Below are 12,899 nucleotides of genomic sequence, written 5' to 3'. Positions count from 1 at the left end.
CTTTTTTTCGTTTATGCCCATATAATATAAGAAGAATGAAGCAGTTAGGGTGTGATGTATATGTCTTTTGTTCACCTTCAAGTGCAAAGTGCGTTTAGTTTATTATCAAGCACAGCTTCCGTTGAACAATTGGTAAAGGAAGCAAAAGAAAAGGGTTTTACGATGTTGGCATTAACTGATTACAATGTCATGCATGGTGCGGTGACCTTCTATAAACAATGCTTAAAGCATGAGATAAAACCAATCATTGGACTTACAGTAGATGTTCAAAGTGAGATTACTTCTAATAAGGCGTACCCATTAGTTCTTTTAGCAAAAAATCAAGCTGGTTTCCAAAACTTGATGAAAATTTCCAGTGTGGTTCAAACAAAGTCAAAGGATGGTATTCCATTAAAATGGCTTAGACATTACGCGACAGGTTTATTTGGTATTTCTCCTGGGCGTGAGGGAGAAATTGAATCGTATTTAATTGATAATGAGGAAGAAAAAGCAGCACAAGGTGTGAAGCTATTTAAACATATTTTTGGAGAAGATAGCTTTTATCTGTCCTTACAAAATCATGCCATCCCTGTTGAAGTAAGCCTTTTAAACAAAGTGGTTTCTTTAGCTAACTCTTATTCGGTTCAAACCGTCGTCACAAATGATGTTCGTTATCTACAACAATCTGATTCATTTGCCCATGAGTGTTTGTTAGCTATAAAAAATGGGGAAAAGTTACAGGATGATGAGAGAGAACGTTTGGAAACAGACCAATATTATTTAAAGACGAGTTCAGAGATCATCGAACTTTTTTCAGACTTTCCAGAAGCGTTAGAAAATGCTTGGCGAATTGCTGAAGAATGTAATGTAATGGTTGAACTGCATAAGCAAAAGCTACCAAAGTATCCAACACTAGAGGGAGAAACGGCAGAAGGATTATTAGAAAAGCTTTGTAGCAAAGGTCTTACAGAAAGGTACGGTCATGTAACCGAAGAACACAAAAATCGATTACGTTACGAATTAAGTGTAATTAAGAAAATGAAATTTGCTGATTACTTTTTAATTGTTTGGGATTTTATGAGGTTTTCACGTGATCAGCATATATTAACAGGTCCTGGTAGAGGATCTGCAGCAGGATCATTGGTGTCATATGTATTGTATATTACCGATGTAGACCCATTACAATATGATTTGTTATTTGAACGGTTTTTAAATCCAGAACGAATAACGATGCCAGATATCGATATCGATTTCCCGGATCATCGCCGCGATGAGGTGATAGAGTATGTTGCTAACAAGTATGGCGAGGCCCATGTGGCTCAAATTGTTACTTTTGGTACATTGGCTGCTAAAGCTGCCCTTCGTGACGTTGGAAGAGCCTTTGGATTAAATACAAAGGAGCTAGAGGGCTTGTCAAGAACGGTGCCGTCGCAGTTGGGAATTTCTTTAAAGGACGCTTATGCTCAATCGGAAAGGCTTCGTGCTTTTGTCAATGAGTCTGCTTCAAACCAACGGCTGTTTGAAACAGCCGTAAAGTTAGAGGGGCTTCCTAGGCACACCTCTACCCATGCAGCTGGGGTGGTCATCTCCGAGGAACCACTAGTAAATACAGTTCCAATTAGTGAAGGAAGTCAATCTGTTTATGTTACTCAGTTTGCCATGGATGATTTAGAAGAAGTCGGACTATTAAAAATGGATTTCCTTGGTTTAAGGAATTTAACACTTATTGAATCTATTATTGATTTGATAAAGAAGAGAGCAAGAATTGATTTAAATATAAAGGCAATTCCTTTAGATGATAAAGAGACGTTTTCCATGTTAAGCCTTGGGGAAACGACAGGTGTGTTTCAGTTAGAATCAGAAGGAATGAGAAATGTTTTAAAACGGTTAAAGCCGAGTAGTTTTGAAGATATTGTTGCCGTAAACGCTTTATACCGTCCAGGACCTATGGAACATATTCCGATGTTTATCAATAGAAAGCATGGGAAAGAAACGATTTTGTATTTACATGAAGATTTGAAGCCGATTCTAGAGAAAACGTATGGAATCATTGTGTATCAAGAACAAATTATGCAAATTGCCTCAACGATGGCTGGATTTAGCTTAGGGGAAGCTGATTTATTAAGGAGAGCGGTTGGTAAAAAGAAAAAAGAAATTTTAGATAAAGAAAGGCAGCATTTCGTTGAAGGCGCAATGAATAAAGGCTATGAGAAAACGATTGCCAATGAGGTATACGATCTTATCGTAAAATTTGCAAACTATGGATTTAATAGGAGCCATGCAGTTGCCTACAGTGTTATTTCCTATCAACTTGCCTATTTGAAAGCGAAGTATCCTGTTTATTTTATGGCTGCCTTATTATCCTCAAGTATAGGGAATGAAGGAAAAATCGCTCAATATATAAAAGAATGTAGAGAAATGGGTATTCAGATTCTACCACCGTCAATTAACAAAAGTGGCTATACCTTCTTAGTGGAAAATCAGTCCATTCGATACAGCTTAACTGCGATAAAAGGAATTGGGATGACTGCCTTAAAGGGATTGTTCTCCTCAAGAAAAACTAAGAAATTTACGGATCTTTTTGATTTTTGTATACGAGTATCACCAAAATCGATTAACCGGAAAACATTAGAGTCGCTCATTCATTCTGGCAGCTTCGATGAATTTGGTGAAGACCGAGCAGTGCTACTGGCGAGTCTTGATGTTGCTTTAGATCATGCGCAACTGGTAAATCCGGAGAATGCCCTTCAAGGTGATTTATTTTCAGATGATGAATTCTTTCTAAAACCTAAGTATGTAGAAGTTGATCCGATACGAGCAGAGGATAAGCTTATGCAGGAAAAAGAGGTATTGGGTTTATATCTTTCGGATCATCCAGTTTCCTTATATGAGAGAGAAGCCAAATTTGAACAAGCCATTGCCATTTCATCCATTTCTAACGTAGGAAAAAATGTAAGAGTTCTGGTTTATGTTACTGAGTTGAAGAAAATCCGTACAAAAAAGGGAGAAACGATGGCGTTTTTGACTGTATCAGATCAAAGTGGTGATTTGGAGGCTGTTGTGTTTCCTAATGTCCTTAAAAGATATTCAATTCTCTTTCAACAAGGAAATATATTAATTTTTGACGGGAAGATAGAAGAACGAAATGGAGTAAAGCAGCTAATTATATCCGCAGCCAAGGAAGTAGTTAAACACGATGAAATGGTTGAAGGTAAAAACGTACTGTATTTAAAAATACAAAAACATCAAGAGCAAGGTGAATTCTTGCACGCATTAAAGAAACTATTGAATATGCATAGTGGTGAAACACCTGTTATTCTTTACTACGAAGAAGCTAGAAGGAGTATAAGACTTGGCAAAGAGGATTATATTCAACCTACACCAGTACTATTAAAGGAAATCAAGTCGTTGCTAGGTTCAGATAATGTCATTTTGAAGTAATTCAGCCTTTACATCCTTTTGTATTATGTTATATTGTTGTAAGTATACGTGGTCTGACCACTTATGGGGATGGAAAATAAAGTATTATCTAAGGGGTGGAATGCATTTTGACTTTACGTGAAGAAGCATTACATATGCACAGACTGAACAAAGGAAAGCTCGAGTCAAAATCAAAAGTTCAAGTAAGGAATGCAAATGATTTAAGCCTTGCCTATTCGCCAGGAGTGGCCGAGCCTTGTAAAGAAATTTATGATAAGCCCGAAACGGTCTATGATTATACGATGAAGGGTAATATGGTTGCTGTTGTGTCTGATGGGACAGCTGTCCTTGGACTAGGAAATATTGGTCCAGAAGCTGCACTTCCAGTAATGGAAGGGAAGGCAGTTTTGTTTAAAAGCTTCGCAGGAGTTGATGCATTTCCAATCTGCCTGGGTACAACTGACGTCGAAAAAATTATTGAGACCGTAAAGCTGTTAGAGCCAACATTCGGTGGAATAAACCTTGAAGACATTGCTGCTCCGAACTGCTTTGTTATTGAGGAGAGGCTAAAAAAAGAAACCAATATACCTGTGTTTCATGATGATCAGCATGGTACAGCGATCGTTACTGTTGCTGGTTTAGTAAATGCGCTTAAGCTAGTTGGCAAGTCGATGAATGAGATCAAGGTAGTTGCTAACGGAGCGGGTGCCGCAGGGATAGCCATTATGAAACTTTTATATACCTATGGGGTACGTGATATTATCATGTGTGACACTAAAGGGGCTATATATGAAGGCCGACCGTTTGGAATGAACGATATAAAAAATGAAATAGCTAAATATACGAACCGCAATCAAGAAACAGGTAGTCTTGCAGATGCACTAAAAGGTGCGGATGTGTTTATAGGGGTTTCCGTTGCAGGAGCCTTAACTGGAGAAATGATTCAAACAATGAATGATGATCCAATTATTTTTGCAATGGCTAATCCAACACCGGAAATCATGCCAGAGGAAGCGAAAAAAGCTGGAGCTAAGGTCATTGGGACAGGTCGTTCTGACTTCCCGAACCAAGTAAATAATGTACTAGCATTCCCAGGGATTTTTAGAGGTGCTTTAGATGTGAGAGCCACTCATATTAATGAAAAAATGAAGGTAGCAGCGGTTGAAGCGATTGCTAGTCTTGTTTCTGGAGATGAGCTGAGCGCCGATTATGTGATTCCTGCACCATTTGATCCACGAGTAGCTCCTGAGGTAGCAGCAGCAGTGGCAAAGGCAGCGATGGAAACAGGTGTAGCCAGATTGAAGGTTGATCCTTCGGAGATTAAGGCTAGAACAATAGAGCTTTCCGTAATTGGAAAGAGCGAGTGATTAACAAGTGGGAATAGAACCAGTGGAACGAGGCTCAAAGGTTTATTTAGAAATTGTTAAACAGCTTCGCATCATGATTGAGCAGGATGGCCTAAAACCCGGTGATAAAATTCCATCAGAGCGAGAACTTTGTGAGCGTCTTAATGTAGGACGCTCCTCTGTTCGTGAGGCTTTAAGAGCTCTAGAGCTCTTAGGACTTATTGAGACCCGGCGAGGAGAAGGCACATTTATACGGGATTTTCGTAGCAACCAGCTTGTACAGCTTCTTGGTACCTTTGTACTTCAAGATACAAAAGCAAAACAAGATGTGATTGAAACGAAATATTTAATTGAATTAGATTGTTTAAGACTCATTCTCCGAAGAAATAATGAAGAGCAACTAGAAAATTTAAAAGAATGGATTGAATGTGCCGAGTTTACAGATGATCAGTTTTTTATAAAAATTGTTGAATTAGCGGATAATCATCTTTTCTATCGTATTTGGTCCATATTAAATGATTATTATGATGCATTAAAACTTCCGAGAATTGAAAGGAAGAATCCGTATTATTCAGCAATTGTTCATGCCTTACTAGGTGGGAAAGAGGCGGAGGTTCTCCGTTCTTATTATTCCTTACGAAAACTGTCGAATGATTAACGACAAATATCTGCAGAATTTGTTGTGGCATTATACTAACATGATAAAAAGAACTAGACGAGCCTTCATGTAATAAGGCATTATTTTTCATAATAGTGGTCTGACCACAGAGATTATACTAGAAACATATGGGGAGGTTTCAGCTTGCCAATTAAAGACCTATTTACAAAATCAAAGAAGAAAAAATATGCTACTATTCCAACCGAAGCAGCCAAGCAAGATGTCCCAGAAGGGATAATGACCAAGTGTCCAAACTGTAAGAAAATCATGTATTCCAAAGAGCTAATGAAGAATCTGAAGGTTTGTATACATTGTGGACACCATCACCCGATGAATTCAAAGGAGAGGCTTAGTAGCTTCGTCGACGAAGGGAGCTTCGTTGAACTTGATCGTTATATGATCTCTGAGAACCCGCTTGGATTCCCCGATTATATAGAAAAGCTTGAAAAAGATCGAGAGAAAACCAATTTAAACGAAGCCGTGGTGACCGGTGTTTGTAAAATAGAAGGGTATGACGCAGTAGTCGCAATTATGGATTCTACCTTTAGAATGGGAAGCATGGGCTCTGTAGTTGGCGAAAAAATTACGAGAGCAATCGAAAAAGCAGGTGAGCAATCCATCCCGTTTATCATTTTTACTGCTTCTGGTGGAGCAAGGATGCAAGAGGGAGTATTAAGCTTAATGCAAATGGCGAAGACTAGTGTGGCTCTTAAAAAGTTTAGCGACGAAGGTAATTTGTTCATATCAATCATGACACACCCAACCACTGGTGGAGTTTCTGCTAGTTTTGCTTCTCTAGGTGACTATAATTTTGCTGAACCAGGTGCATTAATTGGATTTGCCGGTAGAAGAATTATTGAACAAACCATTAGAGAAGACCTTCCTGAGGATTTTCAAACAGCAGAGTTCCTTTTAAAGCATGGTCAACTGGATGCTGTTATACCTAGAAATGACTTAAGGGACAAAATTTCAACATTGCTTGACATTCATAAGCCAGGAGGTGAAATAGAATGGTTGGAGAGCTAGAATTCGAAAAACCTGTTGTTGAGCTGAAAAAGAAAATTGCAGAGCTAAAGGAATTTACTGCGAATGCAGAAGTAGATTTATCAGCTGAAATTGAAAAGCTTGAGGCAAGGCTTCAAAAGTTAGAAAAAGATATTTATGACAATATGAAGCCATGGGACAGAGTGCAAATAGCGAGACACCCTGCTCGTCCAACTACTCTTGACTATCTATCCATTATCTTTTCTGATTTTATTGAATGTCATGGGGATCGTTTTTTTGGCGATGACGAAGCAATTGTAGCTGGAGTAGCGAAATTCCAAGGTTTACCTGTTACTATTATTGGTCATCAGCGAGGAAAAGATACGAAGGAAAATATTCGTAGAAATTTTGGGATGCCACACCCTGAAGGGTACCGTAAAGCATTGAGACTGATGAAACAAGCGGAAAAATTTAACCGTCCTATCATTTGTTTTATTGATACAAAGGGTGCTTATCCTGGGAAAGCTGCCGAAGAAAGAGGGCAGAGTGAAGCTATTGCGAAAAACCTTTTTGAAATGGCAAGCTTAACGGTACCTATTGTTTGTATCGTCATTGGTGAAGGTGGAAGTGGTGGAGCACTAGCTCTTGGAGTTGGCGATCATATTCATATGCTTGAAAACTCAACGTATTCGGTTATTTCTCCTGAAGGGGCTGCAGCTATTTTATGGAAAGATGCATCTCTTGCAAAACAAGCAGCAGAAACCATGAAAATTACCGCTCCAGATTTAAAAGAACTTGGAATTATTGATGAAATAATTTCTGAGGTACGAGGTGGAGCCCATAAAGACGTAAAAGCTCAAGCCGAAAGTATTAAGGAAACCATCCAACAATCATTAAAGCAGTTACTTCAACTAACAGATAATGAACTGCTGGAATTAAGGTATGAAAAATACAAAAGTATGGGTAAATATACATTTTTGCATGAATATATAGGTGTAAATGGATGAGTGTGTTTCGGCACACTCTTTTTCTTTTTTTTAGAGAAATCCCAATTAAATTACAATGAAAATAGAATTATGAACATTTTTAGAAAAAAACGATGGTATTAAGCGCTTTCAATAAAAAAACTATTTCGTCTATTAATTTTATGTTTATGATAGAGTTGAGAACATTGTTTCTTCATGGTATTTTAGAAATATTCCCGGGTATTCTGTAAATAATAGTAGTGCATCACGTGTCGTATTATTCATCTTCTCACTATACATAATACTTCAACAATCCAATACAGAGGTGATTTGCATTGAAAAGAATCGGTGTGTTAACAAGTGGTGGAGATTCACCAGGTATGAACGCTGCTGTGCGTGCAGTCGTTCGTAAAGCAATTTTTCATGATATGGAAGTCTATGGAGTGTATAATGGTTACTCAGGCTTAATTAGCGGAAATATCAAAAAATTAGAACTAGGTTCCGTGGGTGATATTATTCACCGTGGGGGAACCATGCTTTATTCTGCTCGTTGTGAGGAGTTTAAAACAAAAGAAGGTCAGCAAAAAGGAATTGAGCAGTTAAAGAAATTTGGGATTGAAGGCTTAGTTGTTGTTGGTGGCGATGGATCTTATAGAGGTGCAAAGGCATTAACAGAGCAAGGCTTTCCTTGTATAGGAGTTCCAGGTACAATTGATAATGATATCCCAGGTACTGATTATACAATCGGATTCGATACTGCTTTAAATACAGTTATCGATGCAGTAGACAAAATCCGCGATACAGCAACTTCTCATGACAGAGCTTTTATCATTGAAGTAATGGGAAGAGATGCAGGAGATATTGCTCTTTGGGCAGGACTTGCAGGAGGAGCTGAAACAATCATTATCCCTGAAGTTGGATATGACATGGATGAGATTGCTGCTCGCTTGAAAAGTGGCCATGAACGTGGTAAGAAACACAGTATCATCATTGTTGCCGAAGGTGTTTGTAGTGGTGTTGAATTCAGTAAGAAAATCAAGGATGCAACCGACCTTGACACGCGTGTTTCTGTATTAGGTCACATTCAACGTGGTGGATCACCTACTGCAGCAGATAGAGTGCTTGCTAGTCGTCTAGGTGCATTTGCAGTTGAATTATTGTTACAAGGTAAAGGCGGAAGAGCGGTAGGAATTGAAAAAAATGAGCTCATTGACCATGATATCATCGAGATCTTAACTAGAAAACATACAGTGAATCAAAGTATGTACAACTTGTCAAAAGAGCTATCCATTTAACGTTTTTATAATAATAGGAGGTCCACAATTAATGCGTAAAACGAAAATTGTTTGTACTATTGGTCCAGCAAGTGAAAGTGTAGAAAAATTAACACAGTTAATCGAAGCTGGAATGAATGTTGCTCGTTTAAATTTCTCTCATGGTGATCATGAAGAGCACGGTGCTCGTATTAGAAATATTCGTGAAGCTGCAAAACAAACTGGAAAAACAGTTGCTATATTATTGGATACAAAAGGTCCAGAAATCCGTACAAATAATATGGTAGATGGTGCAATTGAGTTAGTGGCAGGAAACGATGTAATTGTTTCAATGACAGAAGTTGAAGGCACGGTTGATAAATTCTCGATTACATATCCTGGATTAATTGATGATGTACACGAAGGTTCAAAGATTTTATTAGATGATGGCTTAATCGGTTTAGAAGTAACAAAGATCGACCGTGCAGCTAGTGAAATTCATACTAAAATCTTAAATACTGGAACGCTTAAAAATAAAAAAGGTGTAAACGTTCCTGGTGTTTCTGTAAATCTTCCAGGAATTACGGAGAAGGATGCTAACGATATTAAGTTCGGGATTGAGCAAGATATCGACTTTATTGCAGCTTCATTCGTACGCCGTGCATCTGATGTTCTTGAAATTCGTCGTTTGTTAGAAGAGCATAATGCGACTCATATCCACATTATTCCTAAGATTGAAAATCAAGAGGGTGTTGATAAAATCGACGAAATTCTTGAAATTTCTGATGGATTAATGGTTGCACGTGGTGACCTAGGAGTAGAAATTCCAGCAGAAGAGGTTCCTCTAGTTCAAAAGAGCTTAATTAAAAAGTGTAACGCACAAGGGAAGCCGGTAATTACGGCAACTCAAATGCTAGATTCTATGCAACGTAACCCACGTCCAACAAGAGCGGAAGCAAGTGACGTGGCAAATGCGATTTTTGATGGAACAGACGCAATTATGCTTTCTGGAGAAACTGCAGCTGGTGTGTATCCAGTAGAAGCGGTTCAAACTATGCATAACATCGCATCTCGTGCGGAATCAGCATTGGATCATAAAGAAATTTTATCTAACCGTAGTAAGGACAATGAACATAATATTACGGATGCAATTGGACAATCTGTTGCACATACGGCATTAAATCTTGATGCGAACGCAATTATTGCTCCAACCGAAAGTGGTCATACAGCTAGAATGATCTCTAAATACCGTCCGAAAGCTCCTATAGTGGCAGTTACATCTGATGATGGTGTTTCACGTCGTTTATCACTTGCTTGGGGTGTATATCCTCAAATCGGTACTAAATCTACTACTACTGACGAAATGCTTGATACAGCAGTAGAGGAGAGCTTAAACAGTGGAATCGTTTCACGTGGTGACTTAGTGGTTATTACTGCAGGAGCAGTAAATGTTAAAGGTACAACAAACCTAATGAAAATCCATGTTGTTGGCGATGTTTTATTAAAAGCTCAAGGAATTGGTAGAAAAACAGCTTTTGGTAAGGTAGTTATTGCTAACTCAGCAAAAGAAGCGTTAGAAAAAGTAACAGAAGGTTCTATCCTTGTTACCATTGGCTCTGATGCAGATATGGTTCCAGCTATTGAGAAGTGTAGTGCGTTAGTTACTGAAGAAGGTGGTTTAACTAGCCATGCTGCAGTAGTAGGGCTTAGCCTTGGTATTCCAGTTATCGTAGGAGCAGAAGGAGCAACTACTAGCTTAAAGGATGGTCAAGAGGTTACAATTGATGCTTCACATGGTGTCATTTATAACGGCCACGCAAGCGTTCTATAAAATGAAAGAAGAAGTAGCCTAAATGGCTGCTTCTTTTTTGCTGTTTTTTATAAATAACCCTATAATATAAGGACAACTAGGAGGCGATTTTTTTGCGTTATATCGTTTTATTATTAATTATCGTACCTGCAGCAGAAATCGGTCTTTTGTTATTATCAGGTAAGACTATTGGTATCTGGACGACCATAGCCCTTATCATTCTTACAGGCTTGCTAGGTGCCTACTTAGCAAAGCAACAAGGGTTAGACACGATAAGAAAGGCTCAACATCTCCTTCAGTCAGGACAAATGCCAGGTGATGTTCTGTTGGATGGCATTTGTATCATTATCGGGGGGACACTTCTTCTAACACCCGGATTTATAACGGATGCAACCGGTTTCCTATTACTAGCACCTCCAACAAGAAAATTCTTTAAAACCATACTCAGCAAGGCATTTAACAATTGGATGAACAAAGGAAGAATTAAGATTATAAAATGATAAAAGTCCATTCCCAACGAATGGACTTTTATGCTTCTTTACCCATTATGTATGACCAAACATCTTTAAATACATGAGCTCTATGTAGGGTTGTGATAATAACCAGAGTAACTGGTCCAGCGATTAATCCTAAAAAGCCAATTAACTTGAATCCAACAAATAGAGCAATTAAAGTTGCAAGAGGATCTAGTCCTATGTTTGAAGATAATACTTTTGGCTCCATTACTTGTCGTTGAACAAGAACAACAAGATACAAAACACCTAAGCCAATAGCTAAACTCATCTCCCCTGCGATCGCCTCGTAAATGATCCACGGAACAAATACAGCACCTGTTCCTAAATAAGGAATAATATCAACCAATCCCGTTACAAGAGCAATGGTGATTGCATAGTCTACACGTAGTACCAGAAGCCCAATAAGGATAATTACAGTCGTTATAGAGATTAATGTGAGTTGAGCTTTAATAAATCCGAAAAGTGCTTTTTTTAGGTCCTCAAGTACCCTCTTTGTACTACTCTTGGCTCGACTTGGAATGATCTTATTACTAAACCGTGACAGACGATACCAATCTTTACTGATGAAAAAAGTTGCCAACAAGGAAAAAATGACTACAGTTGCAGCATTCGGAAACCAAGATAGTATATTAGGAATATTTCCAAAGAAACTTTGTATAAAATTGCCTATTGTTGAACCAATGGTTCTCCCGACATTTTGTATATTTGTTAGTATCGTATCCTGCTGACCGGTATCTAATGAATTAAATAGACTTGTTAATTGATTATAAAGAGGAATAATTTGTGCAGCAAAAAAGTCCTCGATAAAGTTAATCAGAGTATCTAAATGTCTTGGAACCACATCAGCTAAATAGTCTGCGCCAGATACAATTTCCGCGATTAAAAGAGTAATAAATCCTGCAAATAAAGCGAAAATAATGATAATCCCAATCAATACAGCGAGCGTTCTAGGTAACCGACCTTTACTTTCTAAAAAATTTACAAATGGATTCAGCATAAAAGCAATTAAAAGGCCGATGATAAAAGGATATGTAACCTTTGAAATTTGAATTAGGATAAAAACGGACAAGACGACACTAACAATTACGATCATGAAGCGCATAGTTCTAAATAAGTAGGTGAGATTCAGATTAATCGTCCTCCTAATAATGATTGAATGGGAAACTTGTTTTATCTTTATTTTACCTACGTATCAAGAATATGGAAAGTTTTGTTTAAGAGGAATAATATTTTCCTGATTTTCGACAAATTTAGCGGATAGTCAAAAACAAAAATCAGATTGTTTTTGGCTGAGTTTTCCTATGTTAGAATAATGTCTATACGAAGGGGGCCTTGAAATTGCAAACACAAGCTAGCTTATTCTTGCTCATACTATTAATAATTGGTTTTATCGCAAAAAACCAATCACTAATTCTTGCAGTTGGGGTACTTTTAATACTTAAAATAATAGGTGTCGATTCAAAGATATTTTCCTATATCCAATCAAAAGGGATTAATTGGGGAGTAACGGTTATTACTTTCGCGGTGTTAGCTCCTATTGCAAGTGGGGAAATTGGTTTCAAAGAGCTAACATCTGCATTCAAATCGCCATACGCATGGATTGCTTTAGTATCTGGAATGGCAGTGGCACTAATAGCAAAAGGAGGAATCACACTTCTAGCGAAGGACCCCCACATTACTACCGCTCTTGTTTTAGGAACAATCTTGGCTGTTTCTCTTTTTAAGGGTGTTGCTGTAGGACCTTTAATCGGTGCGGGCATTGCCTATTTGGCAATGAAGTTTTTTGAACTCTTCTAAAAGGTGATAAGTTTTATGAATTACTAGGCTTAAGTTTTTCTAATAAAATATTAATTTTTTCACATTTTAAGCTGTTTTCGTTCACAAATGTCAGATAATTGTTTATAATAGGACTTGTAAGCGCATCCTTTTTATGGATGTGAAAAATTTATAGTCTTATAGTTATCTATAA

General features: G+C 37.8%; 10 protein-coding genes. 9 read left to right on the top strand and 1 reads right to left on the bottom strand.

What is annotated here, in order from left to right; all coding sequences use genetic code 11:
- Positions 1–60: 60 nt before the first annotated feature.
- From dnaE to BKO01S_RS06210, 8 genes are all read left to right on the top strand, one after another.
- A complete protein-coding gene (gene dnaE, locus BKO01S_RS06245) occupies positions 61–3,420 on the top strand; it encodes a DNA polymerase III subunit alpha (RefSeq protein ID WP_066050411.1) in 3,360 nt (1,119 codons plus the stop codon).
- A 107-nt stretch (positions 3,421–3,527) separates the two neighbouring features.
- Positions 3,528–4,766 carry an NADP-dependent malic enzyme gene (gene ystJ, locus BKO01S_RS06240; RefSeq protein WP_066050408.1) on the top strand — a complete coding sequence of 413 codons (1,239 nt, stop codon included), beginning with the start codon at positions 3,528–3,530 and terminating at the stop codon, positions 4,764–4,766.
- A 73-nt stretch (positions 4,767–4,839) separates the two neighbouring features.
- Complete coding sequence (locus BKO01S_RS06235; protein WP_066050599.1) at positions 4,840–5,403, top strand: FadR/GntR family transcriptional regulator; 564 nt, start codon at positions 4,840–4,842, stop codon at positions 5,401–5,403.
- A 144-nt stretch (positions 5,404–5,547) separates the two neighbouring features.
- Positions 5,548–6,429, top strand: coding sequence for an acetyl-CoA carboxylase, carboxyltransferase subunit beta (gene accD, locus BKO01S_RS06230; protein ID WP_084361978.1), 882 nt, complete (start codon positions 5,548–5,550; stop codon positions 6,427–6,429).
- Positions 6,414–7,394 carry an acetyl-CoA carboxylase carboxyl transferase subunit alpha gene (gene accA, locus BKO01S_RS06225; protein ID WP_066050405.1) on the top strand — a complete coding sequence of 327 codons (981 nt, stop codon included), beginning with the start codon at positions 6,414–6,416 and terminating at the stop codon, positions 7,392–7,394. Before accD ends, accA begins: the two co-directional genes overlap by 16 nt.
- A gap of 293 nt (positions 7,395–7,687) precedes the next feature.
- Positions 7,688–8,647, top strand: a complete 960-nt coding sequence (pfkA, locus tag BKO01S_RS06220) for a 6-phosphofructokinase (protein ID WP_066050402.1) — start codon at positions 7,688–7,690, stop codon at positions 8,645–8,647.
- A gap of 31 nt (positions 8,648–8,678) precedes the next feature.
- A complete protein-coding gene (gene pyk / locus BKO01S_RS06215; protein ID WP_066050400.1) occupies positions 8,679–10,436 on the top strand; it encodes a pyruvate kinase in 1,758 nt (585 codons plus the stop codon).
- A 92-nt stretch (positions 10,437–10,528) separates the two neighbouring features.
- Positions 10,529–10,915, top strand: a complete 387-nt coding sequence (locus BKO01S_RS06210) for an FxsA family protein (protein ID WP_066050397.1) — start codon at positions 10,529–10,531, stop codon at positions 10,913–10,915.
- 28 nt (positions 10,916–10,943) lie between these two features.
- Here the strand turns inward: BKO01S_RS06210 and ytvI are convergent, their stop codons facing one another.
- Complete coding sequence (gene ytvI / locus BKO01S_RS06205; RefSeq protein ID WP_439951030.1) at positions 10,944–12,023, bottom strand: sporulation integral membrane protein YtvI; 1,080 nt, start codon at positions 12,021–12,023, stop codon at positions 10,944–10,946.
- Between the two features lie 245 nt (positions 12,024–12,268).
- Between ytvI and BKO01S_RS06200 the strand changes: the two genes are divergently transcribed.
- Entirely contained in the window at positions 12,269–12,727 is a 459-nt protein-coding gene (locus BKO01S_RS06200; protein ID WP_066050390.1) for a DUF441 domain-containing protein, read from the top strand.
- Positions 12,728–12,899 lie beyond the last annotated feature (172 nt).

The sequence above is a fragment of the Robertmurraya korlensis NBRC 107688 genome (genome assembly GCF_001591645.1).
Lineage (GTDB): Bacteria > Bacillota > Bacilli > Bacillales > Cytobacillaceae > Robertmurraya_A.
This window is presented reverse-complemented; position numbering and strand designations above follow the sequence as displayed.

Excerpts from the sequence above, each read along its gene's own strand:
- dnaE (WP_066050411.1), top strand. The coding sequence starts at position 61 with ATGTCTTTTGTTCACCTTCAAGTGCAAAGTGCGTTTAGTTTATTATCA.
- BKO01S_RS06235 (WP_066050599.1), top strand. The coding sequence starts at position 4,840 with ATGATTGAGCAGGATGGCCTAAAACCCGGTGATAAAATTCCATCAGAG.
- accA (WP_066050405.1), top strand. The coding sequence starts at position 6,414 with ATGGTTGGAGAGCTAGAATTCGAAAAACCTGTTGTTGAGCTGAAAAAG.
- ytvI (WP_439951030.1), bottom strand. The coding sequence starts at position 12,023 with ATGATCGTAATTGTTAGTGTCGTCTTGTCCGTTTTTATCCTAATTCAA.
- pyk (WP_066050400.1), top strand. The coding sequence starts at position 8,679 with ATGCGTAAAACGAAAATTGTTTGTACTATTGGTCCAGCAAGTGAAAGT.